The sequence below is a fragment of the Devosia sp. LjRoot3 genome, from assembly GCF_964252865.1.
Taxonomy (GTDB): domain Bacteria; phylum Pseudomonadota; class Alphaproteobacteria; order Rhizobiales; family Devosiaceae; genus Devosia.
This window is the reverse complement of sequence record NZ_CAXUPK020000003.1, coordinates 177,385-203,452: the sequence shown is the minus strand read 5'-3', so window position 1 is coordinate 203,452 and position 26,068 is coordinate 177,385. Positions and strand designations below refer to the sequence as shown.

The 26,068-nt window shown below is 62.9% G+C and carries 25 protein-coding genes and 1 tRNA gene; 8 read left to right on the top strand and 18 right to left on the bottom strand.

Annotation, left to right across the window (positions count from 1 at the left end):
- Position 1: 1 nt before the first annotated feature.
- The 4 genes from ACSQ2A_RS11950 to ACSQ2A_RS11935 all read left to right on the top strand — a co-directional run bounded on the left by ACSQ2A_RS11950 (position 2) and on the right by ACSQ2A_RS11935 (position 1,700).
- Positions 2 to 451, top strand: coding sequence for a YaiI/YqxD family protein (locus ACSQ2A_RS11950; protein ID WP_436072423.1), 450 nt, complete (start codon positions 2 to 4; stop codon positions 449 to 451).
- A 223-nt stretch (positions 452 to 674) separates the two neighbouring features.
- On the top strand, positions 675 to 881 hold the full coding sequence (locus ACSQ2A_RS11945) for a cold-shock protein (RefSeq protein WP_291416791.1): 207 nt from the start codon (positions 675 to 677) through the stop codon (positions 879 to 881).
- A gap of 151 nt (positions 882 to 1,032) precedes the next feature.
- Complete coding sequence (locus ACSQ2A_RS11940) at positions 1,033 to 1,287, top strand: hypothetical protein (protein ID WP_156385665.1); 255 nt, start codon at positions 1,033 to 1,035, stop codon at positions 1,285 to 1,287.
- 161 nt (positions 1,288 to 1,448) lie between these two features.
- Positions 1,449 to 1,700 (top strand): hypothetical protein, encoded by a 252-nt coding sequence (locus ACSQ2A_RS11935; RefSeq protein WP_295412383.1) that lies wholly within the window; start codon positions 1,449 to 1,451, stop codon positions 1,698 to 1,700.
- 64 nt (positions 1,701 to 1,764) lie between these two features.
- Here ACSQ2A_RS11935 and rpsU read toward each other — a convergent pair whose 3' ends face one another.
- The 14 genes from rpsU to ACSQ2A_RS11865 form a co-directional block, all read right to left on the bottom strand.
- A complete protein-coding gene (rpsU, locus tag ACSQ2A_RS11930; RefSeq protein WP_295412382.1) occupies positions 1,765 to 2,037 on the bottom strand; it encodes a 30S ribosomal protein S21 in 273 nt (90 codons plus the stop codon).
- Positions 2,038 to 2,244: 207 nt separating this feature from the next.
- Positions 2,245 to 3,171: an MYG1 family protein gene (locus ACSQ2A_RS11925; protein ID WP_436072422.1), complete on the bottom strand. Its 927-nt coding sequence runs from the start codon at positions 3,169 to 3,171 to the stop codon at positions 2,245 to 2,247.
- A gap of 300 nt (positions 3,172 to 3,471) precedes the next feature.
- Positions 3,472 to 4,173, bottom strand: coding sequence for a phosphate regulon transcriptional regulator PhoB (gene phoB / locus ACSQ2A_RS11920; RefSeq protein ID WP_035087338.1), 702 nt, complete (start codon positions 4,171 to 4,173; stop codon positions 3,472 to 3,474).
- Positions 4,174 to 4,296: 123 nt separating this feature from the next.
- On the bottom strand, positions 4,297 to 5,007 hold the full coding sequence (phoU, locus tag ACSQ2A_RS11915; RefSeq protein WP_295412377.1) for a phosphate signaling complex protein PhoU: 711 nt from the start codon (positions 5,005 to 5,007) through the stop codon (positions 4,297 to 4,299).
- 23 nt (positions 5,008 to 5,030) lie between these two features.
- Positions 5,031 to 5,813: a phosphate ABC transporter ATP-binding protein PstB gene (gene pstB, locus ACSQ2A_RS11910; protein ID WP_295412375.1), complete on the bottom strand. Its 783-nt coding sequence runs from the start codon at positions 5,811 to 5,813 to the stop codon at positions 5,031 to 5,033.
- A 65-nt stretch (positions 5,814 to 5,878) separates the two neighbouring features.
- On the bottom strand, positions 5,879 to 7,246 hold the full coding sequence (gene pstA / locus ACSQ2A_RS11905; RefSeq protein WP_295412373.1) for a phosphate ABC transporter permease PstA: 1,368 nt from the start codon (positions 7,244 to 7,246) through the stop codon (positions 5,879 to 5,881).
- Position 7,247: 1 nt separating this feature from the next.
- Positions 7,248 to 8,621, bottom strand: coding sequence for a phosphate ABC transporter permease subunit PstC (gene pstC / locus ACSQ2A_RS11900; protein WP_295412371.1), 1,374 nt, complete (start codon positions 8,619 to 8,621; stop codon positions 7,248 to 7,250).
- 69 nt (positions 8,622 to 8,690) lie between these two features.
- The gene (locus tag ACSQ2A_RS11895) at positions 8,691 to 9,713 is read right to left on the bottom strand and encodes a PstS family phosphate ABC transporter substrate-binding protein (RefSeq protein ID WP_295412369.1); all 1,023 of its coding nucleotides are present in this window, start codon (positions 9,711 to 9,713) and stop codon (positions 8,691 to 8,693) included.
- A 274-nt stretch (positions 9,714 to 9,987) separates the two neighbouring features.
- Positions 9,988 to 10,743, bottom strand: a complete 756-nt coding sequence (locus ACSQ2A_RS11890; RefSeq protein ID WP_436072421.1) for an IclR family transcriptional regulator — start codon at positions 10,741 to 10,743, stop codon at positions 9,988 to 9,990.
- A gap of 211 nt (positions 10,744 to 10,954) precedes the next feature.
- Positions 10,955 to 11,860: a nucleoside hydrolase gene (locus ACSQ2A_RS11885; RefSeq protein ID WP_436072420.1), complete on the bottom strand. Its 906-nt coding sequence runs from the start codon at positions 11,858 to 11,860 to the stop codon at positions 10,955 to 10,957.
- On the bottom strand, positions 11,857 to 12,849 hold the full coding sequence (locus ACSQ2A_RS11880; protein ID WP_436072419.1) for a sugar phosphate isomerase/epimerase family protein: 993 nt from the start codon (positions 12,847 to 12,849) through the stop codon (positions 11,857 to 11,859). Before ACSQ2A_RS11880 ends, ACSQ2A_RS11885 begins: the two co-directional genes overlap by 4 nt.
- A complete protein-coding gene (locus ACSQ2A_RS11875) occupies positions 12,846 to 14,339 on the bottom strand; it encodes an FGGY family carbohydrate kinase (RefSeq protein WP_436072418.1) in 1,494 nt (497 codons plus the stop codon). The genes ACSQ2A_RS11880 and ACSQ2A_RS11875 overlap by 4 nt, the downstream gene beginning before the upstream one ends.
- A complete protein-coding gene (locus tag ACSQ2A_RS11870; protein WP_436072417.1) occupies positions 14,336 to 15,295 on the bottom strand; it encodes a transketolase family protein in 960 nt (319 codons plus the stop codon). The genes ACSQ2A_RS11875 and ACSQ2A_RS11870 overlap by 4 nt, the downstream gene beginning before the upstream one ends.
- Positions 15,295 to 16,047, bottom strand: a complete 753-nt coding sequence (locus tag ACSQ2A_RS11865) for a transketolase (RefSeq protein ID WP_295412602.1) — start codon at positions 16,045 to 16,047, stop codon at positions 15,295 to 15,297. Before ACSQ2A_RS11865 ends, ACSQ2A_RS11870 begins: the two co-directional genes overlap by 1 nt.
- Before the next feature lie 338 nt (positions 16,048 to 16,385).
- Here ACSQ2A_RS11865 and ACSQ2A_RS11860 point away from each other — a divergent pair, with 338 nt between their 5' ends.
- From ACSQ2A_RS11860 to ACSQ2A_RS11850, 3 genes are all read left to right on the top strand, one after another.
- Positions 16,386 to 17,216 (top strand): DeoR/GlpR family DNA-binding transcription regulator, encoded by an 831-nt coding sequence (locus ACSQ2A_RS11860; RefSeq protein ID WP_436072416.1) that lies wholly within the window; start codon positions 16,386 to 16,388, stop codon positions 17,214 to 17,216.
- Positions 17,217 to 17,425: 209 nt separating this feature from the next.
- A tRNA-Ile gene (locus ACSQ2A_RS11855) sits at positions 17,426 to 17,501 on the top strand.
- A 233-nt stretch (positions 17,502 to 17,734) separates the two neighbouring features.
- Complete coding sequence (locus ACSQ2A_RS11850; protein WP_436072415.1) at positions 17,735 to 18,244, top strand: hypothetical protein; 510 nt, start codon at positions 17,735 to 17,737, stop codon at positions 18,242 to 18,244.
- A 110-nt stretch (positions 18,245 to 18,354) separates the two neighbouring features.
- Here the strand turns inward: ACSQ2A_RS11850 and ACSQ2A_RS11845 are convergent, their stop codons facing one another.
- A complete protein-coding gene (locus ACSQ2A_RS11845) occupies positions 18,355 to 19,284 on the bottom strand; it encodes a helix-turn-helix domain-containing protein (RefSeq protein ID WP_436072414.1) in 930 nt (309 codons plus the stop codon).
- A gap of 227 nt (positions 19,285 to 19,511) precedes the next feature.
- Positions 19,512 to 23,807 carry a fibronectin type III domain-containing protein gene (locus ACSQ2A_RS11840; RefSeq protein ID WP_436072413.1) on the bottom strand — a complete coding sequence of 1,432 codons (4,296 nt, stop codon included), beginning with the start codon at positions 23,805 to 23,807 and terminating at the stop codon, positions 19,512 to 19,514.
- A gap of 291 nt (positions 23,808 to 24,098) precedes the next feature.
- Between ACSQ2A_RS11840 and ACSQ2A_RS11835 the strand changes: the two genes are divergently transcribed.
- Positions 24,099 to 24,326 carry a hypothetical protein gene (locus ACSQ2A_RS11835; protein WP_436072412.1) on the top strand — a complete coding sequence of 76 codons (228 nt, stop codon included), beginning with the start codon at positions 24,099 to 24,101 and terminating at the stop codon, positions 24,324 to 24,326.
- Positions 24,327 to 24,346: 20 nt separating this feature from the next.
- Here ACSQ2A_RS11835 and ACSQ2A_RS11830 read toward each other — a convergent pair whose 3' ends face one another.
- Together ACSQ2A_RS11830 and ACSQ2A_RS11825 are read right to left on the bottom strand one after the other, a co-directional pair.
- Positions 24,347 to 25,024, bottom strand: coding sequence for a hypothetical protein (locus tag ACSQ2A_RS11830; protein WP_436072411.1), 678 nt, complete (start codon positions 25,022 to 25,024; stop codon positions 24,347 to 24,349).
- On the bottom strand, positions 25,024 to 26,067 hold the full coding sequence (locus tag ACSQ2A_RS11825) for an ABC transporter ATP-binding protein (RefSeq protein ID WP_436072410.1): 1,044 nt from the start codon (positions 26,065 to 26,067) through the stop codon (positions 25,024 to 25,026). The genes ACSQ2A_RS11830 and ACSQ2A_RS11825 overlap by 1 nt, the downstream gene beginning before the upstream one ends.
- Between the last annotated feature and the right edge of the window lies 1 nt (position 26,068).

Genomic DNA, 26,068 nt, shown 5'->3' with positions numbered 1-26,068 from the left:
CATGGTTGCAGTTTTCGTCGATGCCGATGCCTGTCCGGTGAAGGACGAGGCGGCGCGAGTGGCCGAGCGGCATGGGCTGGTGATCACTTATGTAGCCAATTTCGGGCTTCGACCATCGCGTGATCCGATGGTGCGGAATGTGATGGTGCCGCAGGGTGCGGACGCGGCAGATGACTGGATCGTCGAGAATTCGGTGCCGGGCGACCTGGTGGTGACCGCGGATATTCCGCTGGCGAGCCGGATCCTTGCCAAGGGCGGGGCGGCGATCGGGCCGACGGGAAAACTCTTTACGACCGATACAATCGGCATGGCGCTGGCAATGCGGGACCTGAACCAGCACCTGCGCGAAACCGGGGAAAGCCGGGGGTTCAATGCGGCTTTTTCGGCAAAGGACCGCTCTAACTTCCTGCAGCAGTTCGATGCATTGGTGCAGCGGGCCAAGCGGGCTTGAGCGGGGCCAGCCGGGGCGCTTGGCGCACGCGCCTTGACTTTGGCGCATTTGACGTAGACTATTGGAGAATACGTTTTCTGCCCCCGTTGGCGAACTGACCCTGCCGGCCGATCCGGTTGCTTGGCTTTCCTTCCGAACTGCAAACGTTAATAGGCTTCTGTAGCATGTTGCTGCAGGGGAACCGCTCGCTTGCACCGCTTCGAGCCAATTCATGAGGACGCCAATGATCAACGGCACCGTGAAATTCTTCAATTCGACCAAGGGCTTCGGCTTTATCTCGCCCGATGGCGGCGGTAAGGATGCCTTCGTCCACATTTCTGCGCTGGAACGTGCTGGTATTTCCAGCCTTGCCGACGGCCAGAAGGTGACCTTCGACCTCGAAAAGGGTCGTGACGGTCGTGAATCCGCAATCAACGTGCAGCTCGCCTAAGACGCGTATCGCGATCTCCTCGAGGTCGCGACGTGTACCAGGCTTTGCTGTGCAGCGTTTTCAAACCGGAAGGCGGTTCGCCTCTTTCTGAAAACGCTAGTGTTTGAGTTTGGCCGGGGCGGTTGCGCCCCGGTTTCCAAAGGAGCGCTCGATGTCTCACCTCTATAAAGTCGGCCAGATGCTCGACCTGCGCTCCGCCCCGCGTCACAGCAATCGGCCTGCAGGCCCTTGCGAAGTGATCTCGTGTCTCCCACATGAGACTGGCCCGGTACTGTATCGGGTAAAATCGCGCGGCGAGACCAATGAACGCGTTGTCGAAGAGGGCGATCTTTCGCCCAGCGACGCGTCCAAATCGGCCTATGTCGAAGGCGCAAGCGTCTTCAGCATCGCCGTAAACAAGCGGTAAGCGCACTCACCCTTCAAGGTTTGCGTCGGTTGATCTCCCGGTCGTGGCAGTTGTTGTCACGAGGGTGAGACAATCACGATGCAATAACGTGCACGAATATGCCGCCCCTGGCGCGACTCGCGCCGGGCTAATGCCGGCCTCTGGCCGGAAGAAAGACTGAAATGAATACGCATATACTAAGCGCTCCGGGGGAACTGTTCCTCGGCAGCGACGCCGCAACGGCACTCGCACAGGGTGCGCGGCGCTTTTCCTCGGCCGCCAAGGCCATCCGGTTCGCCATGGAACAGGCAGCGCCCGTGAGCCTTCACGGCGCCTTGCTCAAGATCGGCGGACAAACGCTTGGGCCGGACCAGATCCGCTCCCTGCATCGGCAGATGGAAACCATCGGCCAGGCGCGCAGGACGCGCCAATAAAAACGCCGGCCATATGGCCGGCGTTTGCTTGTTCCGAACTGGATACCAGTTCTGGATATAGGTTTTAGGCCTGCGAACGCGGAGCCGAACCGGGACGGCCGCCGAAGCTTCCTGCGGGACGCTTGGGCGCAGCAATCAGACCTTCGCGAATAGCCTGCTTACGCGCAGCCTTACGGTTGCGGCGGATGGCTTCGGCCTTCTTGCGCACGCGAGCTTCCGAGGGCTTCTCGAAATACTTGCGGAGCTTCATCTCGCGGAAGACGCCTTCGCGCTGAAGACGCTTCTTGAGAACGCGGAGGGCTTGGTCGACATTGTTGTCGCGTACCTGGACCTGCAAAAAATTTCCTAACTTGGTGTGCGCCTTCTCCATGAATGGCAGGCGGAGTCGATCTGTGATCGGTGCACTTCGTTATCAGGCCCGGTCGGCGCTGCCAACCCGAGAAGTGGGGTTGTGATGTCTAAACCACGTCGCAATCTGCGGGATTTGCCCGGGGCGCCTTAGATACCTGTTCCTAGGTATGGCTTTGTCCCGAAACCGGGCCGCTCAGGCCGCGCGGCTGCCGATTGCTTCGGCCACGGCGATGTCGGCCATGGCGAGGGCGGCGGCCCGGGTCTTGGCGGCGGCGATGAAACGGCCGTTGTGGCAGAAGGTGGCGCCTTCGACGCCGCTGGCGACTTCCAGATCATGGTTGGTGAGACCCGCCCAGGCGGCGGGCAGATCGGCGCGCAGCTCAAAACCCTCGTCGCTGCGGCGGATGCCGGTGAGGCACCAGTCCTTGTCGCGCGGATGGACGACGAAGAGCAGGTGATCGGCGCCGGCCTTCACGATGGCGGCGCGGAAGGGCATGCCCATGGGCAGTTCAAGCACGCGACCGGGGCCGGTGGCCTCGATCGCCTTCGTCACGAGGGCCTCGGCGCGGAGCTTTGCCGCGCTGCGGGCGACGGCCGCCTCGACGAAGCTGCGGGCGATGATGAGTGCCTTGTGGAACGCCTGCTGATCGGCCTCGGCGTCGCGGTCGTCGAAGTCAGGTTTCAGGGTTTCGAGGAGCGAAGAGAGCGACAGGCCGGCCAGCGGACCCGAGGGGCTGGCGGCGCCGTTGTCGACGAGATCGATAGGCAGGACGAGATTGCCATCCACCGAGGCATGCACGCTTTCGACATGCTCAGCGGGAACATCGAAGGAGGCGATGTAGTCGCGGCCGAAATGCTTCCAGACAAGGCCAAAGGAACTGTAGGGCTGGCCATCGTCGCGCAGCGGTGCGCCGCGCTGGTGGTGATCGAAAATGCGGGCCTCGGCGTCATAAGCGCCGCCGACATCGTAGATGATGCGATCGGGGGCAGGGGTGATCCACTCCGGCGCGCGGCTGCGCACGATCTCGGCAGCGGGGAACAGCCGGGTCAGGATGACGCTCGACAGCAATTCATCGGCATGGAAACCACCGGAGTGGGTGACGAGGAAAGCTGGTGTCATGTGCGAGGCGGTCCTGAACTGGGCAATCGAGGCGTCACGACCCTTTCGGCCCCGACGGACCTTGCTACCCTGCTTTGGAGGGAGGAGGCAATGTTATCGTTAGCGAAACGTTAACGGGTGCGTGAGGGCGCGATCTCGCAGTGGCTCTCATGATGAGGTGCCTTGCAGGGTAAAGCCTCGAACCACGAGGGCGTGGCACCCAGGCATCGGGGCACGCCCTCGTGGTTCGAGGCTACGCTTGCGCTTCGCACCTCACCATGAGGGCTACGGGGATAGGCTGAGATAAACGAGTTTGCGGCTTCAGGCTGGTTGGCCGAAGCGTTCGTCGAAGGCGTAGCCGGCGCCGCGGACGGTGCGGATCGGGTCGTTTTCGCGGCCGCGATTGATGGCGCGGCGGAGGCGGCCGATATGGACGTCGACGGTGCGCTCGTCGACATAGACGTCATTGCCCCAGACGCCATCGAGAAGCTGCTCGCGCGAATAGACGCGGCCGGGATGGCGCATGAGATATTCGAGCAGGCGATATTCGGTGGGGCCCAGGTGCACGTCGCGGGTGGAGCGGCGGACGCGGTGGGTGGTGCGGTCGAGTTCGAGATCGCCGACCTTCAGCGCTGCGGTCACCAGATTGGGGTTGGCGCGGCGGAGGAGGGCGTGGATGCGGGCAACCAGCTCAGGGACCGAGAAGGGTTTTACGACGTAGTCGTCGGCGCCGGTCGAGAGGCCCCGGACGCGTTCTTCTTCTTCACCGCGGGCGGTGAGCATGATCACCGGGATGCGCGAGGTTTCTTCGCGGGCGCGGAGCCGGCGGCAGAGTTCGATGCCGGAGATTTCGGGCAGCATCCAGTCGAGCAGGATCAGGTCGGGCAGCTTTTCGGCGATAGCGTGCTGGGCCTCGTCGCCGGTTTCAGCGGTGACGACGCGGAAACCCTCGGCTTCGAGGTTGTAACGCAGCAGAATGGCGATATCGCCCTCGTCTTCGACAACGAGAATGGTCGCGGGCATAGGCGTGCTCCATCGATCGGCAGCCGCATGCTGCCGTCATTTCATTGTTTTTGCCACCATCTTCCTCTGCTGCCCCCTGAGGAAAATGGTGGCTGGTTTGGGGTAGTTACAAGGCGAGAGTGGCTATGCCTTGATCTGGGTCCGGTGCAGTTCCTGCACGTCAGCGGTCAGCTGCTTGCCGGTCTGCAGGTAGTAGGCGCGTTCGGCGATGTTGGTCGCGTGGTCGCCGATGCGTTCGAGGTTCTTGGCGCAGAACAGCAGATGCGTGCAGGTGGTGATGTTGCGCGGATCTTCCAGCATGTAGGTCAGAAGTTCGCGGAACAGCGAGGTGTGCATGGCGTCGACTTCGTCGTCGCGGTTGCACACTTCGACCGACGCGGCTGCGTCGCGGTTGGCATAGGCGTCGAGGGCGTCCTTGAGCTGACGCAGGACAAGGGCAGTCATGTTCTTGACGCCGTTGTAGAAGGTCGGCTGCAGGTTGATGCCTTCGAGTTTCAGCGAGCGACGGGCAAGCTGCTTGGCCATATCGCCGACGCGTTCCAGGTCGTTGGCGACGTGGATGGCGGTGACGATCGAACGCAGGTCCGAGGCCATGGGCTGGCGGCGGGCGATGATCGAGACGCACATGTCGTCGATCTTGCGCTGCATGTCGTCGATGCGTTGGTCGGCGATGATGGTGAGGTCAGCCAGCTCGCGGTCGAGCTTGAGAAGGGCCTTGGTGCCGTTCTCGATGGCGACTTCGACCTGGCCACCCATTTCGGCAATGGTCTGGGCCAGGGCGTTGAGTTCGTCGGTGAAGGACGAGACGATGTGATCGGATGCGGTATTGGGCATGATGTTGGTTCCTCGTTCCGCGATCAGCCGATGCGGCCCATGATGTAGTCCTGGGTCTGCTTGTTCACCGGATTGGTGAAGATGTCCTCGGTCGGGCCCTGTTCGATCAGGTTGCCGAGGTGGAAGAAGGCGGTGCGCTGGGAAACGCGGGCTGCCTGCTGCATCGAGTGGGTCACGATGACGATGGTGTAGTTTTCGCGCAGTTCGTCGATCAGCTCTTCGATGACGGCGGTGGCGATCGGGTCGAGGGCCGAGCAGGGCTCGTCCATGAGGATCACTTCCGGACCGACCGCGATGGCGCGGGCAATGCAGAGGCGCTGCTGCTGGCCGCCGGAGAGACCGGTGCCGGGCTCCTGCAGGCGATCCTTCACTTCTTCGAAGAGGCCCGCCTTGCGCAGGGACGAGACGACGATTTCGTCGAGGTCGGCCTTGTTGCGGGCGAGACCATGGATGCGGGGGCCATAGGCGACGTTGTCGTAGATCGACTTGGGGAAGGGGTTCGGCTTCTGGAAGACCATGCCGATGCGGGCGCGCAGTTCGACGACGTCAAGCGCGGGGGCGTAGATGTCTTCGCCGTCGAGCTTGATGGTGCCGCCGACCTTGGCGCCTTCGATGGTGTCGTTCATGCGGTTGATGCAGCGCAGGAACGTCGACTTGCCGCAGCCCGAGGGTCCGATGAACGCAGTGACGGCGCGATCGGGGATGTCGATCGAAATGCCGTGCAGGGCCTGCTTGGTGCCGTAGTGGACGGTCACGTCGCGAGCGGTGAGGCGGATGGGGCGTTCGAGCACATCAGTCGGGTTCATGGCGGAGTCCAGATTCAGGGAAGTCTTCTTAACCTTGCCGGCAAGCATATCCATTTGGCTCATCCTTAAGCACGCTTTTCAAGGCGCGAGCGGAGATAGATCGCTACGCCGTTCAGCAGGATCATGACCGCCAGCAGCACCATGATGGCAGCGGCCGTGCGGGGTTCGAAGAAATTGCGGTTTTCGTTGCCCTGCCAGAGATAGATCTGGACGGGGAGGGCCGTGGCCTGATCGAGCGGCGTCGCGGGGACCGAGGCCACGAAGGCCTTCATGCCGATGAGCAGGAGCGGCGCGGTTTCGCCCAGAGCGTGGGCGACGCCGAGAATGGTGGCCGTGAGGATCGACGGGAAGGTCGTTGGCAGGACGTGGTGGAAGACCATCTGCGTCTTGGATGCGCCCATGCCCAGGGCCGCCTGGCGCAGGGCCGGGGAGACGCCCATCAGTGCGCCGCGGGTGGCGATGATGATGGTGGGCAGGGTCATCAGGGTCAGCACCAGACCACCGACCAGCGGAGCCGAGATCGGCAGGTGGAACCAGTTGATGAACACCGCCGCGCCGAGGAGACCGAAAACGATCGAAGGGACGGCGGCGAGGTTGTTGATGTTGACTTCGATGAGGTCGGTGAGGCGGGACTTGGGCGCGAACTCTTCGAGATAGATGGCGGCAGCAACCCCGATCGGCACGGCGAGCACGATGACGATCAGCATCATCCAGAGCGTGCCGACAAAGGCGCCAAGGAGACCAGCGGAGGCGGGAGCCGAGCGGCTATCCACATTGGTGAAGATCGTCCAGGCAAAGCCGTTCGAGATCGTGCCATTGTCAACGAAGGTATCGATGAGCTGGCGGGCCGGCGCCGAAAGCTGCTGCTGAGCGTCGCCGAGATCGCGGTTGATATTGCCCCGGATCCAGTTGGCGGCATTGGCGGAGGCCAGCACGTCGACGTCCACGGTCTGGCCGAGGAGGGACGGATTGGCCACGAACATTTCGCGGATCTGGTGACGAGCGTTGGTTTCCGGGATCGTCTGGATCTGCTTGCTGTCGATCTCAAAACCTTCCGGCGCAGCCTTGCGCAGGGAGGCTTCGACGATGGTGTTCCAGTTCAGCATGGCCAGCTCGCGCTGCCACTTGAGGCTGGCGGCGGTGTACTCGGCGTCGGAGGCGAAATCGCCGCGTGCCGGAGCCGGGCCGACATCGATGACTTCAGCGTCGAAGGTCACCGACAGGTGCAGGTTGGACTGGACGAAGGCCGGGATGCCCTTGCGGAACACGTCCACGAAGAGGAGGGCAACGAAGCCGAGCGCGACGGCAATGGCGGCGATGCCGAGACCGCGGAAAATCTGCTCATTCAGGTGGCGGCGACGCAGGCCGGCGCGAATGATACGGGTGCGGTCCGACGAGGCTTTTTCGGGGAAAGTCTGAATATCGGTAGCCATTTTATTCGTACTGCTCCCGGAAGCGGCGGACGATGTAGAGGGCGAAGATGTTGAGGCAGAGGGTCACGACGAAGAGCGTGAGACCAAGGGCAAAGCCAACCAGGGACTGCGGGCCGGTGAAATCGGTATCGCCGGTGAGCTGGTTGACGATGGAAACGGTGATGGTCGAGACCGGCTCGAACGGGCTGCCGCGCAGGATCGGGGCGTTACCGGCGGCGAGCACCACGATCATGGTTTCGCCAATGGCGCGGCTGACGGCGAGGAGGAAGGCGCCGACAATGCCGGGGAGGGCGGCGGGCAGGAGGACGTTGCGGATCGTCTCGGACTGGGTGGCGCCCAGGCCATAGGCACCATCGCGCAGGGTGCGGGGCACCTGGTTCATGATGTCATCGGAGAGGGATGACACGAAGGGGATGATCATGATGCCCATGACGACACCCGCCGTCAGGGCCGAGGTGGCGCTGATCTGGAGCCCAATGGCATTGCCGAAATCGCGAAGGAAGGGGCCGACCGTGACGAGGGCGAAGAAACCGAAGACGATGGTCGGGATGCCGGCGAGAATTTCGATCAGCGGCTTGGCGACAGCACGGAAGGACTTTGGCGCGTACTGGCTGAGATAGATTGCCGAGAGGAGACCGACAGGCACAGCAACCAGCATGGCGATGGCGGTGATCATCAGCGTGCCGGCGAGCAGCGGCAGGAGACCATAGGAGCCGTGATTGTCGCCGCCGGCATTGTTGGGTGCCCAGACGGTGCCGAAGAAGAAATCGAGCGGATTGATGAAGGTGAAGAAGCGCAGCGCCTCGGTGACGAGCGAGGCGACGATGCCCACCGTGGTCAGGATGGCGACGGCAGAACAGGCGAGCAGCAGGACATTGACGACGCGCTCGACCGAATTGCGGGCCCGGAGGCGCGCCGTAATGCGGGAGCGGGCGTAGATGAGACCGGCGCCGCCAGCGACGACGGCGAGCACGAGCGTGCCAGCAAAGGTGATGAAATTGAACGAGCGCAGGGCGTCGCCGGCGGACTGTTCATAGGGTGCGATTTCGCCAGCCACGCCATAACCCGAGGCGATCGCCTGGATACGGCCAACGGTGGCATTGAGGCCGACCTGATCGAGCGAGACGAGCGTATCCTGCGGGATCAGGGAGACAATGTAATTGTGGGTGACGCCGCCGCCGAGCCAGGCCCAGAGCAGCAGGATCACCAGCGCCGGGATCATGGCCCAGATCGCGGTGAAGGAGCCGTGATATTGCGGACGAGAGTGGACCTTGACGCCATCGGCAGTCACGAGGTTCCGGCTCTTCGACCAGCCGGTCTGATAGGAAATGCCTAGAAGGACAATTAGTACGCCGGCTACGACCAGAGCATTCATCGCGATGCGCCCCCGCGGGAAAACGAAAGAGCGGGCCGCACCGGAATGGTGCGACCCGCGACAGGTCTATTACTGAGCGCCAGCTTCGAAGGCGGCCAGAACTTCAGCGGTCTTGTCGGCCGGCTGCGGGATCAGGCCAGCGGCTTCGAGAGTGCCGCCATTGCCCGAAATGCCTTCCGAGAGGAAGAACTGGACGTATTCTTCGATGCCCGGGATCACGCCGATGTGCTGACCCTTGACGTAGAAGAACAGCGGACGGGAGACCGGGTATTCACCAGCGGCAACCGATTCCTTGGTCGGGACGACGCCGTTGACGGTCGCAACCTTGAGGGTGTCGGTGTTCTGTTCGTAGAAGGACAGGCCGAAGACGCCGACAGTGTTCGGATCGGAGTTCAGGCGAGCGAGGGTCTCGGTGTAGTCGCCCGAGATTTCGATGACCACGTCCTGGCGGAAGGTGGTTTCGAGGGCCTTCACTTCGTCTTCAGACAGACCTTCGGGGTGACCAGCTTCCTTGAAACCAGCGGTCACAACCTTTTCCTGGAAGACTTCACGGGTGCCGTGGTTCGAGGCCGGGATGGCGAGCGAGATCGGCTGGGCCGGGAGCGCGGCGTCGACTTCGTTCCAGGTCTTGTAGGGGTTGTCGACGAGAGCGCCATCAACATAGACCTTGGCAGCGATGGCCTTGTAGACCTGAACCGGGGTCAGGGCGAAATCAGCGCCGGCAGCGGCCGAGGCGAAGACGATGCCGTCAAAGCCGAACTGGATTTCACGAACGTCGGTCACGCCAGCGGCGGTGCAGGCCTCGAGTTCGGCGTCCTTGATCTGACGCGAAGCATTGGCGATGTCGATGGTGTTGTCGCCGGTGCCTTCGCAGAACTGCTTCAGGCCGCCACCGGTGCCGCCGGAACCGACAACCGGGGTCTTGAATTCGGGGAACACGGCGCTGAATTCTTCAGCGACGATGGAGGCGAAGGGCAGGACCGTCGAGGAGCCGGCGATCTGGATGGTGTCGCGCGACTGGGCGAAAGCGGCAGGCGTGCCGAAGGCGGCGAGCGCAACAACGGCGACGCTGGCGAAAAGTGCGGTCTTCATGAAAGTTCCCTTTCGGAATTCGGTTCTGGAACATGGCCAGCCGTTGCTTGAGGCCGCCCTGTGACGCGGCAGACCATATTGGGGCCCAGCGACGGTTTTATTGCAGATAGGTGACTGGTTTGTGACAGATGAAGTTACTGATTTCACAGGATAATTTTGTGAATAACAGTTGTGTGACACAATGTGACGGGGTGTTTTGTGACTCTGCGGAAGCCAAGTTTACCGGTCTGTCGGGCATGAGCTTAGTCGGCAATTGTGACAGTTCGTTCCTCGCTCAGCGCAGAAGCGGGCGGAGGTCGGACTGGATCTTTCGCATCAGGGGCAGGAAGCTCGCGATCATGCGCGAGGTGGAGGCGCGGGCGGTCTGGGCGCCGATATTGAGGGCGGCGATGGTCTTGCCGGCGGAATTGTAGAGCGGCACGGCGATGGAGCAGAGGCCGAGTTCAAGCTCCTGATCGATGACGGCAAAGCCCTGGGCGGCGACGACGGCCAGCTCGGTGGTGATGCTGGGGAGATCGGCCTTGGTGCGGCTGGTATAGGCGATCAGGTCCGAGCGATCGAGGATGGCGCGGGCTTCCTCGGGCGGCAGGGCGGCGAGGAGGATGCGGCCCATGGAGGTGCAATAGGCGGGGAGCCGGGCGCCGGGGCCGAGATTGATCGACATGACGCGACGGGTGGAGGCGCGGGCGACGTAGAGAATGTCGGTGCCGTCGAGGACGGCGGCGGAACCACTTTCGCCGGTGGCGTCAGAAAGTTCGTCGAGGAAGGGCTGGATCATCTGGGGCAGGGTGTTCGCCGCCAGATAGAAGTGGCCGAGGTTCAGCACGCGCGGGGTGAGCTGGAAGAACTTTCCGTCATAAGTGGCGTAGCCGAGGTGGACGAGGGTGAGGAGGCACCGCCGGGCCGTGGCGCGTTCGAGGCCCGTGCGGTTGGCGACCTCGGTGATCGACATGCGGGCGTGGTTTTCGTCGAAGCATTCGATGACGGCGAGGCCGCGGGCCAGGCCGTGAATGATGTCTCCGTCGCGCATGGTGGCCTCGGGGTGGAGTGGTGGCCTGAGGTGCCATGGATGGGGAGGGAAGGGAAGGGCCAACGAAGCTTTGGCTAACTCGATGGGGCACCCTCCCCTTGACGGGGAGGGTTGGGGAGGTGTTAACCCGCTCGGGAATCGTGGCTCCCGCACCCCCTCCCATCCTCCCCCGTCAAGGGGGAGGTGTCTGGTCGGTGGTTGGGTAGGCATCTCAGCCGAAGTTGGCCAGACCCTGAACGCCGCGGTGGAAGCGGGCGAGTTTGGCGTAGAAATCTTCCAGAATGTAGCGGATGTCGATCGTGTCGTAGACCTTGATCGGACGGTGCTGGCCATTGTGGATGTAGTGCATCTGCGGCGAGAACTCGGGGGCGGGGCGCCAGTCATAGGTGCCGCCCATCGGGTTGAGGATCACCGAGAGGGCCGGGGTGTCGCCGAGGGAGCGGTGTTCGATCGGGCCCTGGTGCACGCGAAGATTCCAGTCGATGAGCTGGTCGACGAGGTATTTGCCGATGGCGCCCTTGTCTTCGCAGCGCTCCTGCAGCTCGGCATAGCTCACCGACATCATGCGATAGACGGTGGACGGAATCTGCCAGACCTGGACTTTTGAGCGCATGACGACGTTGGCCGCCGCAATGTCGTTCATGAGGTTGAATTCACGGCCGCCCGAGGGCCAGACGCCGCCGCCGATCCAGACGCAGATGACGTTGCGCTCGTTGAGGCGCGGTTCCATCAGGATGGCGGAGGCCATGTCGGTCAGGGGGCCGAGGAAGGCGACGTAGAGCGGACGATCGTCGTCCTTCAAGGCTTCGTCGATGATCATCTGGGCGCCGGGCGAGGGGACCGGTGTGTTTTCATCGGGGAGGGCCGTGGCGCCGCCATTGGCGACGGGGATACGGCCTTCGAGGTCCATGAGCTTCAGGAGCAGGTCGATCTCGGCGCGGCTATCGAGCATCGAGGTTTTGGAGCGGTGCGCGCCAAAGTGGGCCGCGATGATGCCGTGGAAGTCGAAGGTCGGGGTAAGAAGGGCGTGGACGATCGTGAACTGATCGTCCGCTTCGTTCTTGGCGTCGGTGTTCAGGATCAGGCGGGCGCGCTTTTCGCGGGGGAGGCTGGTCATTCCTGCTCTCCCAGGGCGCTGAAGAGGGCCTTTTGGGCGATTTTCATGGCGCCGATGGCGTCGTGACGGCTCTGAGCTTCCTGCAGGGCTTCGAAATCGAGGCGGTCGAGGCCCTTGGCTGCGGCCTTGAGGAAATCGATGGCGTGGGTGGCGGTGGCGACGGAATCTTCGCGGAAGGGGAACTGGTCGAGCTGCCAGACGCCATTCCAGTTGTTCTTCTTGAGGACGTAGAAGAACTCGAAGAGTTCGAGCGGATGGAGGCTGCCGGCGACGAGGTCGTCGTCCCAGGAGCGGTAGTTGTCGTTGACGTCCATGCCGAAGAGGCGGCCGTGGTCGATGGCGAGCTGGGCGGAGTCGGCGGCGGATTCGCCGCCCATGATGGCGTGGCCGAAATCGAGCAGGATGCCGATATTGGGCAAGCCGATCTTTTCGATGCCGAGAATGGTGCGGGCGACCGAACCGAAGCTCATGCGAACGCGGGGTTCGCGCGGCTTGTATTCGATGACGAATTTGAGGTCCGGGTTTTCGCTAGCGAGTTGGCCGACGCCGTCGAGCGAGCGTTGCCACTGGGTCGAATAGTCGACCTGGAAGGGGTAGTCCCAGCCGTCCTGACCGGGCCAGAGCTTTACGTAGTCGGCCTTGTGGAAGCGGACGACGTTGCAGGCGTCGGTGATCAGTTCGTGGGCGCGGCGGCGAACGCCGGCGTCGGGATTGGTGAAGGCGCCTTTGACGAATTCGCGCGTGTAGATTTCAGGCGTGATGCCGATGACCTTGAGATTGTTACGGTCGAGCGCCGTCTTGATCTCGGTGTCGGAGAATTCACCGCCGAAATAGGGCCAGTTGAGATCGACGACGGACAGGTCTTTCACCTGGCCGGCGATGTCGATGGCTTCGATGATGTTGCGCGGCTGGCCATAGCCGTCGGTGGCGTAGCGGTCGAGATAGGTGGCGAAGTGCCAGATGCCGGCACCGAAACGTGGGGTGGTCATGGGGTTCCTCCGGAATTTTGTTGGTTTTGGGTGGCCAGGGTCTGGGTCACGGCGGACTGCCAGCGCTGGCGATGTCTTTTGCTACTTTCGGCGTCCATCTGCGGCGTGAAGTGGCCGGCGGCGGGGACGCCCGGCATGGAAATGCCAAGGGACGAGAAGGCGAGGGCGGCGGCGCCGAGGGCGCTGACTTCGGGAGCGGCGGCGGCGGCAACGGGACGGCCGAGAATGTCGGACTGGAACTGCATCACGACCGGATTACGCGAGGCGCCGCCATCGGCGCGGAGTTCGCCCAAGGGTGAGCCCATGTCGGCTTCCATGGCGGAATAGACGTCGGCGACCTGGAAGGCGATGGCTTCCAAGGCGGCGCGGGCGAGGTGGGCCGGCTTGGTGCCGAGGGACATGCCGGTGATGGTGCCGCGGGCGTCGGCGCGCCAATAGGGGGCGCCGAGGCCGACAAGGGCGGGGACGAAGGACACGCCGTTGCTGTCCGGGACGGTTTCGGCGAGGGCCGAGAGGGCGGCGGCATCGGGGAGGCCGAGGAGTTCGGCGGTGAAGGCGGCGGTCTGGCCCGAGACGGAGATGTTGCCTTCAAGGGCGTGCTGGACTTTTCCGCCCTGGCTCCAGGCGATGGTACTGGAGATGCCGTGGGTGGAGCGGACGCGGTTTGGCGTCAGGGCCATCAGCGAGGTGCCGGTGCCGTAGGTGGCTTTGACCGTGCCCGGCGCGCGGACGCCGTGGCCGAAGAGGGCAGCGTGGGAATCCCCAATCATGGCGCGGATGGGCACGCCGGAGCTGAGGGCGCAGACACCTTCGGCGACACGGCCAAACTCGGAATCGGAAGAGCGCGCTTCGGCCAGCATGTTCTGCGGCACGCCGAACAGAGCGCAGAGGTCGGCGTCCCAGGTCAGCGTCTCGGTATTGAAAAGCTGGGTGCGGGAGGCGTTGGAATGGTCGGTGGCGTGGGTTTGGCCGCCCGTGAGGTTCCAGAGGAGCCAGGAGTCGACTGTGCCGACACGGAGTTCGCCCCTTTCGGCACGAGCGCGGGCGCCGGGGGTGTTGTCGAGCAGCCAGGCGATCTTGGCGGCGGGGAAGAGGGGGTCGAGGGCGAGGCCGGTTTTGGCTTCGATGGTTTCGGCGTGGCCAGCGGCGCGGAGAGCGTCGCACTTTGGCGCGGAGCGGCGGCACTGCCAGATGACGACGGGGCCGATGGGCTCGCCTGACGCGGCATCCCACACGAGGATGGACTCGCGTTGGTTGGAAATGCCGATGCCGGCGATATTGGCATCACCCGCCTTGGCGACGACTTCGGCAATAACGGTTTTGACGCCATCAACCAGAGCGGTGGCGGACTGCTCGGCCCAGCCGGGCTGGGGGTAGGCGACAACGTTGGGTACGGAAGCTTGGTGCAGCACACGGCCGGAGGCGTCCACTAACAACGCTTTGGTGTTAGTGGTGCCCTGGTCGATGGCGAGGATCAGCTCGCTGGTCATCTTTTGCGCGCGATGGTCTGGCGTACGGCGTCGGCAATGCCGGTTTCGTTGAGCCCGAAATTGTCGAACAGCCAAGCGGCCGAGCCGGTTGGCACGAAGCCGGGGAAACCCAGGATGCGCATGGGCACGGGATTGGTCGAGATGACCACTTCTGCAACGGCGCCGCCGAGGCCGCCGCGGACGGAATGCTCTTCAACGGTGACGATGGCGCCGGTGTCGGCGGCGGCGGCAATGACGGCTTCGTCGAGTGGATTGACGGTGGCCATGTTGACGACGCGGGCAGAGATGCCTTCGGCGGCGAGGGTTTTCGCGGCGGCGACGGCGCGGTGGACCATGGTGCCGTTGGCGATGATGGTGGCGTCGGAGCCTTCGACGAGGGTTTCGGCCTTGCCGATTTCGAAGGTGGCGCCAGCCGGACGGTCGAGGGCAGGGACGGCCATGCGGCTGACGCGGACAAACACCGGGCCGTCATAGGCAGCGGCGGCCTTGATGGCTTCGGCGGTCTGCCAGGGGTCGGCGGGGACGATGAGTTTGAGATTGTTGAAGAGACGAAGCCAGGCGAGGTCTTCGATCGAGTGATGCGTGGGCCCAAGTTCGCCATAGGCGACGCCGGAGGACTGGCCGATCAGCTTTACGTTGACGTTGGAATAGGCAATGTCGGCCTTCACCTGTTCGAGCGCGCGGCCGGTGATGAAGCACGAGGCGGCGGAGACGAAAGGTACCTTGCCGCCATTGGCAAGGCCCGCGCCGACCGCGACCAGAGTCTGCTCGGCAATGCCGACATTGACCATGCGCTCGGGGAATTTCTTCTTGAAGCCGCCGAGCTTGGACGAGCCGACGCTATCGCTGACGACGGTGACGATGCGCGGATCGGCTTCGGCGAGCGCTTCGATCGTTGAAGCAAAGCTGTCGCGGCAATCGAACAGGCCGGCTTTGGAGGGGGCAGCAGCGCTCATCAGACGAGTTCCCGCATGGCTTGTTCGTATTGTTCCTTGGTCGGCACGCCATGGTGCCAGGCGACGTTGTCGTGCATGAAGCTGACGCCCTTGCCCTTAAAGGTATTGGCAATGACGCAGAGCGGCTTGCCGCGGCCCTTGGGGGAGGCGGAGAGCACTTTGAGAAGCTGGGCATGGTCGTGGCCATCGACCACTTCGACATGCCAGCCGAAGGCGCGCCACTTGTCATCCAGCGGGTCGAGCGAGGCGGTTTCCTCGGTGCGGGCGCCCTGCTGGAGACGATTGCGGTCAATGATCAGGGTCAGGTTTTCGAGCTTGCGGTGGCCGCCGGTGAGGGCTGCTTCCCAATTGCTGCCTTCCTGCAATTCACCGTCGCCGGTGAGCACGAAGGTGCGGAAATCAGCATTGTCGATCTGGCCGGCAATGGCGATGCCGAGGGCAACGGGGAGACCGTGGCCGAGGGGGCCGGTATTGGTTTCAACGCCGGGGAGATAATTGCGGTTGGGGTGGCCGTTGAGCTTGGAGAGCGGCTCCATATAGGTCGTCAGGTCTGCTTCCGGAAAATAGCCGGCGCGGGCGAGAACCGAATAGAATGCGCCGGTGCAATGGCCCTTGCTCATGACGAAGCGGTCGCGCTTGGGATCGGTTGGGTTCTTCGGATCGTAGCGCATGACGCCGAAATAGAGCGTCGCGAGAATATCGGTGGCGCTGAAGTCGCCGCCGGGGTGGCCTTGCTGGGCCTCATAGACCATCTGAAAGCTGCGGCGGCGTATCCACAAAGCCTGCGCGGCGATATCGCCCACGAGGTCATTCTTGAGGGGTGCGGCGGGTGATGGCAAGGGAACCTCCGTCGGCAATTGCCTCGACGAAAAATGCCGAGGCGGGATGCTCTTGTATGGTTGGTACCGCTTGCTTTGCTTTCGTGCAATACGGAAAATTTGTGATTTTTTGCGTTTCGTGTTTCGAATGGTGCAGAAGGTCGCGCGGGAGAGGTCGTTTCTCCACCTTTTTCTAGCCTTGAGAAGCATCAGAGATTGCGGACACGCGGCGACAAGGCGATATGGTAGCACGATAAAGAGGGCGGGGATAAATGGCGCAGAAACCAAGGGGCGGACGGCGGAGTGGCGGCGAGGCGCAAGCAGGTGGCGCGCCGCAATTACTGGCAGAACCGCGGCGCATGCGCATTCTCGAATGGCTGCAGGAAGAAGGAAGCGCGAGGGTTCGCGATCTTTCCTCAGCGTTCGGCGTTTCGGAAGCGACGATCCGGCAGGATCTGGAGCGGCTGGAAGCTGACGGCAATATTACCCGCGAGCATGGCGGGGCCTATTTGAAGTCCATTCCGCAGCAGGTGCAGTCCATGACGCTGCAGCATGTGCAGAATATGGACAAGAAGCACGCCATCGGCATGGCGGCAGCGGCGCTGGTTTCGGACAATGATACGCTGATCATCGACTCGGGCACGACGACGACGCAGTTTGCCGAAAATCTGAAGTCGCGGCAGGATCTTAACATCATCACCAATGCGCTGAACATCGCGTTGATCCTGGGGGCGATTCCGACCAATACGGTGCATATGCCGGCGGGGCAATTCAAGGCGCCGACGTTGAGCCTGAGTGGCGAAAAATCGGTCGAATTCTTCGTCGGCATCTATGCGCAAAAGCTGTTTTTGGCGACGGCCGGGGTTTCGTTCGACGTGGGCCTGACTTACCCGGCCATTGGGGACATTTACGTCAAGCGGGCCATGGTGAAGGCGGCCTCGCATGTGTATCTGCTGGCCGATTCCACCAAGATCGGGCGCGTGTCGTTTTCCGCCCTGGGAGGCGTGGAATTGGTGCATACGCTGATTACCGATGACGGAATTACCGACGAGGATCGGATGCAATTCGAGAAGCGTGGCGTCGAAGTCATCGTCGCCCGCTAGGAGGCGGCAAATTCGAGCAAACGAAAGCACTCGCAGAAAATCAAAAGCCTGTGCCTGGTGATTTCTCTACTGTGCGCTCGGGCATCCGGGGTTGCAAGGACGGGCCAACGGGAAGGCCGGTCCCTCGTCGGGGATAGAAGGGAACAATTACGGGTGGCCGAGAAAATCAGCTTGCCTCTCGCGGTCCCAGACCCTAGGAAAACCGGGATGCGCCTATAGCTCAATGGTTAGAGCCGACCGCTCATAACGGTCTGGTTGGGGGTTCAAGTCCCTCTGGGCGCACCAAGCATCTTGCGGCTTTGCCGAATTTTGGAAGTGCCTCTCCAAAAATTGGGCGCGCGGAATGGCCCCATGAAATCCCTCGGAGCTGGTTCAAGAACTGGGTTGGGGTTCGAGTCCCTTCGCCCGCTCACACATGATTAACGAATCGTGATCGAAGCCGGTGGCCTTTGCCTTCGCTAGAAGAATATCTAGCAAGGTCAGCTTGCTACGGTGCCTGCAAAGCTCTGGGGGCATCAATGACGATTATTCAGAAGACGGTTGGCGGACAGATCATCGACATCAAGACTGGCGGTATCGAGTCGTTCGGCACCAGCACGGCAAATACCGGGTTCTCGCTCTACGGAGCGGCGACGTTCAACGACGGCCAGATGCTGAAGAACGTAAATGTGGACGCTGCAATCGATCCGTACTTCCGTGAGGGCGGTGATCACGACACATCCTTTGCGATGAAGAGGATCGGCAACGCTTGGCTGATCTATGCTGTCCAAATCGGCGACGCGCTTCGTGTTGGCGCACTTGCCAACTACGGTGTTGGCATTTTCGGCGCTGCGCTCTTTGGCATCATCGGGCTGATCATCGCAGCAATCGGCGGCGGGATGATCGCGGGCATGGGTCTTTTCGGGCTGGTATTGGTGATCCCTGGGCTCGGCATCGCTTACTGGTGCTTCTCGCGAGCATATGGCCTTTGGTCCGTGACCCAAGCGGCAGCGGCGCTGCGTCGCCCTAACGCTTCTCTGCACGCCTAACATTAGGCGGCACGGTCCTTGGGCTGATGCTGTCTTTGGTTTTGCGGGTAGTGCGCTGCCGCGTCGGCTTTTCTTCGACGGATTCGGGTCTCGACAGCTTGAGCCGGGACTCAGCGCATCTGGGTGATCCAGTTCCACCACTGGTCGTTCGTTTGGCGGGCGATGGGTAGCTTGTCGCGCTGGTCTGCCAGGGCGCGAACTTCGCGGGCGGTCATTCCCATTTTTCGGCTGAATGCGCGGCTGAAGCTTTTTGGGTGCAGGAAGCCGAGGGATTCGGCGATGTCGGCAATGGTCCGCTGGCGCAGTTCGGGGTCGATCAGGGCCAGGTAGCACCGATGCAGGCGACGGTCCTGGACATAGGTGGCAAAGCCGCCGAATGGCTCGAAAAGATAGTAGAGCTTGCGCTCCGACATGCCGAAACGCTGCGCCACGGATGCCGCTGAAAGCGCGGGATTGGCGAGATGCAGCTCGATATGGCGGCGGATCGTGCTCATGATTGCCGAGGTGAACGGCGTCGCACTGGCTTCCTCGACCTTGCCGTTGAGGGCCGCGGCAGCCAGCGCAACGGTGGGGCCCAGAATCGCCATGGCATCTTCCTCGCGCAGGTCTGGCGCGGTGGTCAGCAGAGCCTGCAGGTGGCTGCGGAGCAGGATCACGAGCGGATCGCGCCCCGAGAGGATGCTCATATGATGCGACTGAGGCTGGGTCAGCAGTGGCGCGATGATCCGCCGGGGAAGAATGATGTTGAGATTGGCGAAGGCGGTGGTGCCCGATGCCAGCGGTTGTGCCAGGTCGGTCACCCAGAGATCGCCGGGCCGTGTCACTTCGTCGGAGCTGCCGTCGCGGCGGCCGCAGCTTCCCTCCGTATAGAACTGGAGCATGATGTGATCGAGATTGTCGCGTTCGATCTTGCGGCGCGAGCGGTCGAACCATTGGGCGGGAGCGCTGCATTGGCCCAGTGCCACATCGCCGATCAGAAAACCGTCGACCTCCGCCCGGAAGGGGGCTTCGGCCCCGCCATTGAGCCGGGTGTCGAACATGACGCCAATGCTCTCCTGCCAGGCAGATAGAGCGTCGCCAACCGGCATTCCCTGAGTATCGAGTGTTGAATGCGGCAAGCCCAAGATGAAAGACTCTCTTAGAACGAACGTTTCCGGGGTAGGCGAGCGCTGAAGCGCGTCGCGATCTTCTGGAACCGGTCAACGTGCTTTAGGTGTTTGTTTTCACGCATGTAGCTAATGCTGCATCGTGTCATTGGCAATCTCGCTCAGAAGCGCATGCCTAATTTCGTCTGGGCGGAAATTGCAGTCGTGCCGCCAGTTTGGACAAGAAGTCTGCCCGACAATCCCAAGGTCCAACCCGCTTCGCTCTGCAGATCGACGCCGGTCGATAATGACGCCGAATATGCAAGGCCGCCCGCGGACAGGGCAGAGCCTAGATCGAAGCCGAGATAGGGTTGGATGGTCCAGCCGTTGTCGGCGACGAGCCGGTAGCGCAGGGTGCTTCCGACGCTGGCCTGCAACTGTTCGAGCAGGAGAGGCGCGATGGTGGCGAGCGTGCCGTTCTTGTCGGCCGCGACATAGCCTCCGGCTTCTTCCCGCAGGTAGAAAAGGCTGACGCTTGGGATCAACATGAGATCGTCGGCAATCGACACGCGGCCCTGCAGCCCGGCTCTGGTCAAAAACCGTGTCGTGCCAAAGGTCGCTGCGAAGATGCCGTCGGTCGTGTCGTTCCAGCTTTGGCCATAGAGCATGCTGGCGTCGAGATAGAGGTTTTCGGTGAGCTCGATGGAGACATAAGGCCCGGCTGCGAGGCCGGTACCGGTGTTCTTTTCGTCGCCGCGTTGGGCGTTCATCCAGTCGACGTGTACGGAAACGCCGAGCAGCATTTTTTCGGTGGCAAGCATGTCGGCGCCCAGCGAAAGCGTGGCGCCATGGCCCCATTGTTCGCCGGCATTGCCAGACCGGACATGAACCGTATTGGTTCCGTCGATCCAGAACCGCAGCCCGCTCGCATCGGGCTCGGCCATGGCGAGGCTTTCGGCGGCGTTGAGCGCTGCGGGTTGGCTGCTGGCGGCATAGGCCAGGGTGACGGAATTGCCGTTGCTGGGCGATACCGATATCGAGCCGGGCGTGGAGGCCGTCATGGCGCTCTGCCGGTCATGAAATGTTGGCACTGATACGCTGGCAGCCCAGACGGCGGAGCGGGACTGCACGAATTGATCGCGCTGCTGCGTAAGCTCGGCCTGAACCCGCGCGAGATCGGCGGTGATGAGATATGTGACGCTGAAGGGGGCAGAGGTGCCCAGGGCGCTTGTCAGCGTGTACCAGACCACGGCCTGACCGGAGAATTTCGGGTTGGGCTTAAAGTCGAGCGTGACCGAAGTGCCTGCAGCAATGGAGGCACTGCCGGCTATGGCCGGTTCTACCGCCAGGATGGCCGCGCCCGAGAACGGGCCACCCATGGCGCCTGTCGCAAGGTCTAGCGGGGCGGGCACGGTTCCAACTGGTACGACGACCGTGTGGGACGGCGCGGTGATCTCGCGGGGCGAGACATTGATGGAATAGTTGGCCATCGCGCTGCCGCCGCCGGATAGGTCGGTGACTGATATTGTAAATGCGCTGCTGCCGACTGCGCTCGGTGTGCCGCTGATGGTGCCCATTGTGGTGTCGAGGACGAGGCCGGCAGGTAGTGGGCCCGATGTCAGGGACCATTGCAGCGCCCCTGATTGCCCGCTGGCGGACAGCTGGTGCGTGTAGGCCTCTCCAACCATGGCGGGCGTCAGTTGGCCCGCCGGTGGGGTGATCGAGATCTGGGTCAGGGAAACGCTGAATGTTTCCGCGACGGGGAAGGCCGGCAAATAGGTGGCGTCTCCGGATTGGCTTGCGCTGATGACGCATTGCCCTGCGGCACGGGTTGTCACCTGACCCTCCGGCGTCGCCGTGCAGATGCCGGGGGAATTGGACGCAAAACTGAGCGGCAGGCCGGAACTGGCGCTTCCGGACATTGCGAATGTCGCGCCGACGACCTGTGGGCCGGGGTTGAGGAGATTGATGGTCTGCGCGCCCTGTGGCGTTGCGTTGTTGCTGGGCATGGAATTTGCGCCCGGCCCAACCGCATTGGTCGCGGTGACCACGAAGCTATAGCTCGTGCCATTGCGGAGCCCGGTGACGATGATCGGGCTGCTGCTACCTGAAGCCATATTGCCGTCGGGAGACGCAACGACCGTGTAGCTTGTTATGGGGCTGCCGCCCGTAAAGCTGGGGGGCGTGAAGCTGATCTCCGCCTGCCCCTGTCCGGCAACGGCGGTGACATGGGTTGGGGCGCCCGGTGCCACACTTCCTATGAGGAAGCTGGCGGAAACTTGTGGGGCGGCTTCGAAGAATGTGTTGCCCGCCTGGTCCCCAGCAATGACGCAGGTCCCCGGCGCCAGAAGGCTGACCACGCCCGACGCGTCAACCGAACACATGGCTGGGGTCGTCGTGGACAGCGCGACGGGAAGGCCAGAGCTGGCGCTGGCAGTTATCGTGACATTGTCGCCGAATTGAACCGGGCCGGGATCGGACAAGGCTATGGTCTGCAATGCTTTTGGCGTGACACCGGGGCTGGCGAGCGAGAGGGCGCTGGGGCCGGTGTCATTGGTCGCGGTTACAGCGAAACCGTAGCTCGTGCCGTTGCTCAGGCCGGTGACCAGAATTGGGCTCGCATTGCCGGTAACGGTCTGGCCTCCCGGGGTGACGTGTACGGTGTAAAACGAGATGGGCGTGCCGCCAGTGAAGGATGGCGGGGTGAAGCTGACGCTCGCCTGACCCGGCGCGGCCAGTGCGCTGACGCTCGAGGGCGCGCTCGGCACTGAGCCATTGACCATGAAGCTCCGTGTTACGCGCGGGGCGCTCACGAACTCGGCATTGCCGGGCTGGTTTGCCGCAATGCTGCATGTTCCGGGGCTGATCAAGGTGACGGCGCCGCTCGCATCGATCGTGCATATGGCATCGTTGATGGAATTGAACACTACCGGCAGGCCAGAGCTTGCGGTTCCGATAATGGTGACGCTGGCGCCGATCTGGACCGTGCCGGGGTCGGACAGCGTGATGGATTGGGGTGACTGGGGCATGACTTGGCCGGTGGCCGCAGACGGGGCGCTGGTGCCGGCCATTGTCGTGGCTGTTGCCGTGAAGGTGTAGCGCAAGCCATTGGTCAGGCCCGTGATCGTCAAGGGGCTGGCCGTTCCTTCCGCGAAGGCGCCGCCCGGGTCCGCCGTGATGCGGTATCCGCTGATATTGGCGCCGCCGGTGAAACCGGGTGCGTTGAAGGATGCCGTGGCAGACCTGTTGCCGGCGCTGACGGTGGTTATGACCGGCGGGTCCGGCAGGGCGGGTATGATGGTCAATGTCCGCGCCGTGCTTGGCGCGGCGTCATAGGTGGCATCGCCGGCCTGGTCGGCGATGATCTCGCAATTTCCTGTGGTCAGCGAGGTGACATTCCCGCTGGCGTCGACCGAGCATATTGCTGGCGTTGAAGTCGTGAAGGTGACGGCGAGGCCCGAGCTTGCCGTTGCCGTCAGTCCCGTGGGGCTGCCGAACGTCATTGGGGAAGGGGGTGGAAAGCTGATCGATTGCGCAGTCTTGATGAGCAGGGGGGCGCTCGCGACCGACGCCTGGCTGTTCCCGATGGCATTGCGAGCGGTGACGGCAAAAGTGTAACTGGTGCCCGCGGCGAGGCCGTTCACTTCGATCGGGCTTGCCGTGCCGGTTGCAGAGAGGTTTCCCGGTGTGGCGACCACGGTGTAGTCCACTATGGCAGCACCGCCATCGCTGGAGGGAGCGCTGAACGAGACAGACGCCGTCGCACCATTGCCTGACGCCGTGCCGATGCCGGGCATGCCGGGCTCATTGGCAAAAGTCAGCTTTGATGCAGCGGAAACCCGGCTCGCGCCCCTGGGCGACCTGACGATGATGTCGACGGTTCCAACGGGCTGTGGCGGAACATCGAGGACAATGCTCTCGTCGCTGACTGACCAGATACCATTCGCCGCATAAGACCCGATCATGATGCTATTGGCGCCGCCAAGGCGAAGGCCATTGATGGTGATCTGGTTTGTACCCGAGGCTTTCACGATCGAGGGTGTGATGGACTCGATCTTTGGTTCTGGCCCCTCGCAGGTCATCCTGACGAAAACGCTGGTGTCTGGATTGGCAAAGGCCATGACGGAGACTTCCTGGCGGTCATGGGCCACCCTGAAGGAACCGCTGATCTCCTTTTCCTCGGTCTGGCTGCCTTCCACCATGGCGTAAGGCATATAGCCGACATCGAGGCTCATGCCGGTGCCGCCGGCGATCTGGCTGATCGCCGTCCGGGCGAAATAGGTGATCGTCTCTCCTTCCAGGAGCTGGTCGTAGATGTTCTCGGCGTAGTCGCGGACTATTTTTCCTGGCCAGTCGGTGTTGATTTGCTGACACTGCGAAGACATCGCGGAAGCGCCCAGTGTGCCAAGGAGGACGGCGAGCGTGCCCAGCAACACGCTCGTTGCGGCGCGGCGAGTTCGGTGATTTTTCGATACCATGTCAGGCCCTAACGCGTCTGGGACCTTTGCAGGCGCCGGCGCATCGGGGATGACTTTTGGGTCACCAATGAACGCGATGAGGGCGCGACGGGAAGGCCAAACCGGACCTGCCGTTAGCAGTGCAAGTCATTGAAATCACGCGACACTGGGACCGCGCAAAGAAATGTAGCCGATCGTGCAAATGAGGTAGCAGATCCTGCAAATCGGCAGTCGGTACCGATCACGGCGTGCGTCAAAGTTAAATGCGCGGCGCCCTGCCATGCGCCTAAGATGCGTGCAGGAGGATCGCAGATGGAAATGCAATCTCAGGTCTTCGACGTAGAGGTCGAGTTCGACGGGCAAACGCACAAAGCGGCGTATTTCGTCGAGAACGACATCATTCATGCCCAGGTCGAAGGGAAAATGATCGTCAGCCCGCTGGGCGCAGTACCGGCATCAAGGACGGTGAAGGCGCTCATTATGGGCCAGTTGCTGCAGATGAGGCGCCGGCATAAGCAGCGGGTCACCTGGGCCCAATAAGAGCGCCGTCACAGCGCCAGTCAGGGCGCCGCGGCGGCCGAGACAGCAGCGCGCATTGACGCTGGCGTGTCGCCGGTGACGATCGCTCCCAGCAGTGGGGCGGCGATGCCGGCTTGGCGCAGTTGCCTGAGATCGTCGGGCGTGAAGCTCAATTGGCTTGGGACGATGACGGGAACGTCGACGGCTGCCGCGATGGCGCGGTAGCGGGAGAGGTCGGCTGGAGCCATGGGGGTGCGGTAGCGCTCGAAGGGCATGATCGAGGCTTCGATGATGCAGCCGGGGAGGGCGGCGATTTTTGCGACGTCTTCCGGTGTGCTGGTCGAGGAGAGGGCCGGCATGGGGCGGAGGCGCGATTGCAGCAGGTGGGGCTGCATGTGGTCGATATAGACGTTGAAGCCTTCGAAGCCGAGATCGGCGAGGGCGTCCATCTCAGCTGCGGTGGGAACGGTTTCCTGGCCTGCCATGACGAGGAGGGGGCAGCCGAGTTTGGCGAGCTCTTCGAAGAAGGGGCGCTCTTCTGCGAAGGTGCCAAAGGTGGTGCCGGTGGCGCGGTGGTAGGCGTTGAGGTGGGTCTTGAGGGCGAAGGCGCCGCCGTCGAGGGCTGCCCTGGCGAGGTCGAGATTGTGCCGGGCGAGGGAGACGATGACCGGGAACTGGCCGGTGGTCAGGGCGGTGTAGAGTTTGGTCGGGTGGTACATCAGTCGATCCGGGTGCCGGTGGCGTCGAAGAGGTGGATGGCGTTGGCGTCGGGGCGGATGCGGATGGTCGTTCCGGGCTGGGCCTTGATGCGTTCGCGGAAGACGGCGCTGATGGATTGCTCTCCAAGGGACAGGGATACCTGGGTTTCCGAACCCATGGGTTCGACGAGGCGGACGGTTGCCTCAACGCCGTCCTCGGCAAGCATCAGGTGTTCCGGGCGGACACCGTAGGTTGCCTTCCCGGAGGTCGGCGTGTTGGCTGGAAGCGGCAGGGTGATGTTGCCGGCCTTGAAACCTTCGGGGGTCAATTCGCCTTCGACGAAGTTCATCGCGGGCGAGCCAATGAAGCCGGCGACGAATAGATTGGCGGGGCGATCGTAGAGGTCGAGCGGGGCGCCGACCTGTTCGACTTTGCCGCCATTCATCACCACGATGCGGTCGGCCATGGTCATGGCTTCAACCTGGTCGTGGGTGACGTAAACGGTGGTGACGCCGAGGCGCTGGTGGAGGCCCTTGATCTCGCCGCGCATGACGACGCGGAGCTTGGCGTCGAGGTTGGAGAGCGGTTCGTCGAAGAGGAAGACCTGCGGATTGCGCACGATTGCGCGGCCCATGGCGACGCGCTGACGCTGGCCGCCGGAGAGCTGGCGGGGATAGCGGTGGAGGAGAGGGGTGAGGCCGAGAATGCCGGCGGCCCATTGGACGCGTTCGGCGATCTCGGCTTTCGAGCCGCCGCGGTGTTCGAGCGAGAAGCCCATGTTCGTGGCGACGGTCATATGCGGGTAGAGCGCGTAGTTCTGGAAGACCATGGCGATGTCGCGGTCTTTGGGCTCGAGGTCATTGACCACGCGACCGCCGATTTCGATGGCGCCGCCGGTGATGGTTTCGAGGCCGGCGATCATGCGCAGCAGGGTGGACTTGCCGCAGCCGGAGGGGCCGACGAGGACTACGAATTCGCCGTCGGCAATGTCGATGTCGATGCCATGCAGCACGGCCGTGGCGCCATAGCTCTTGGTGACGGATTTGAGGGTAACGGGAGCCATG

Excerpts from the sequence above, each read along its gene's own strand:
- phoB (WP_035087338.1), bottom strand. The coding sequence starts at position 4,173 with ATGCCCGCGACCATTCTCGTTGTCGAAGACGAGGGCGATATCGCCATT.
- ACSQ2A_RS11935 (WP_295412383.1), top strand. The coding sequence starts at position 1,449 with ATGAATACGCATATACTAAGCGCTCCGGGGGAACTGTTCCTCGGCAGC.
- ACSQ2A_RS11860 (WP_436072416.1), top strand. The coding sequence starts at position 16,386 with ATGGCGCAGAAACCAAGGGGCGGACGGCGGAGTGGCGGCGAGGCGCAA.
- ACSQ2A_RS11865 (WP_295412602.1), bottom strand. The coding sequence starts at position 16,047 with ATGGTCTATGAGGCCCAGCAAGGCCACCCCGGCGGCGACTTCAGCGCC.
- ACSQ2A_RS11825 (WP_436072410.1), bottom strand. The coding sequence starts at position 26,067 with ATGGCTCCCGTTACCCTCAAATCCGTCACCAAGAGCTATGGCGCCACG.
- ACSQ2A_RS11830 (WP_436072411.1), bottom strand. The coding sequence starts at position 25,024 with ATGTACCACCCGACCAAACTCTACACCGCCCTGACCACCGGCCAGTTC.
- ACSQ2A_RS11950 (WP_436072423.1), top strand. The coding sequence starts at position 2 with ATGGTTGCAGTTTTCGTCGATGCCGATGCCTGTCCGGTGAAGGACGAG.
- ACSQ2A_RS11880 (WP_436072419.1), bottom strand. The coding sequence starts at position 12,849 with ATGACCACCCCACGTTTCGGTGCCGGCATCTGGCACTTCGCCACCTAT.
- pstB (WP_295412375.1), bottom strand. The coding sequence starts at position 5,813 with ATGAACCCGACTGATGTGCTCGAACGCCCCATCCGCCTCACCGCTCGC.
- ACSQ2A_RS11875 (WP_436072418.1), bottom strand. The coding sequence starts at position 14,339 with ATGACCAGCGAGCTGATCCTCGCCATCGACCAGGGCACCACTAACACC.
- ACSQ2A_RS11940 (WP_156385665.1), top strand. The coding sequence starts at position 1,033 with ATGTCTCACCTCTATAAAGTCGGCCAGATGCTCGACCTGCGCTCCGCC.
- ACSQ2A_RS11850 (WP_436072415.1), top strand. The coding sequence starts at position 17,735 with ATGACGATTATTCAGAAGACGGTTGGCGGACAGATCATCGACATCAAG.
- pstC (WP_295412371.1), bottom strand. The coding sequence starts at position 8,621 with ATGAATGCTCTGGTCGTAGCCGGCGTACTAATTGTCCTTCTAGGCATT.
- ACSQ2A_RS11895 (WP_295412369.1), bottom strand. The coding sequence starts at position 9,713 with ATGAAGACCGCACTTTTCGCCAGCGTCGCCGTTGTTGCGCTCGCCGCC.
- phoU (WP_295412377.1), bottom strand. The coding sequence starts at position 5,007 with ATGCCCAATACCGCATCCGATCACATCGTCTCGTCCTTCACCGACGAA.
- pstA (WP_295412373.1), bottom strand. The coding sequence starts at position 7,246 with ATGGCTACCGATATTCAGACTTTCCCCGAAAAAGCCTCGTCGGACCGC.
- ACSQ2A_RS11835 (WP_436072412.1), top strand. The coding sequence starts at position 24,099 with ATGGAAATGCAATCTCAGGTCTTCGACGTAGAGGTCGAGTTCGACGGG.
- ACSQ2A_RS11885 (WP_436072420.1), bottom strand. The coding sequence starts at position 11,860 with ATGACCAGCCTCCCCCGCGAAAAGCGCGCCCGCCTGATCCTGAACACC.
- ACSQ2A_RS11845 (WP_436072414.1), bottom strand. The coding sequence starts at position 19,284 with ATGTTCGACACCCGGCTCAATGGCGGGGCCGAAGCCCCCTTCCGGGCG.
- ACSQ2A_RS11890 (WP_436072421.1), bottom strand. The coding sequence starts at position 10,743 with ATGCGCGACGGAGACATCATTCACGGCCTGGCCCGCGGCCTCGCCGTC.
- ACSQ2A_RS11870 (WP_436072417.1), bottom strand. The coding sequence starts at position 15,295 with ATGAGCGCTGCTGCCCCCTCCAAAGCCGGCCTGTTCGATTGCCGCGAC.
- ACSQ2A_RS11945 (WP_291416791.1), top strand. The coding sequence starts at position 675 with ATGATCAACGGCACCGTGAAATTCTTCAATTCGACCAAGGGCTTCGGC.
- ACSQ2A_RS11840 (WP_436072413.1), bottom strand. The coding sequence starts at position 23,807 with ATGGTATCGAAAAATCACCGAACTCGCCGCGCCGCAACGAGCGTGTTG.
- ACSQ2A_RS11925 (WP_436072422.1), bottom strand. The coding sequence starts at position 3,171 with ATGACACCAGCTTTCCTCGTCACCCACTCCGGTGGTTTCCATGCCGAT.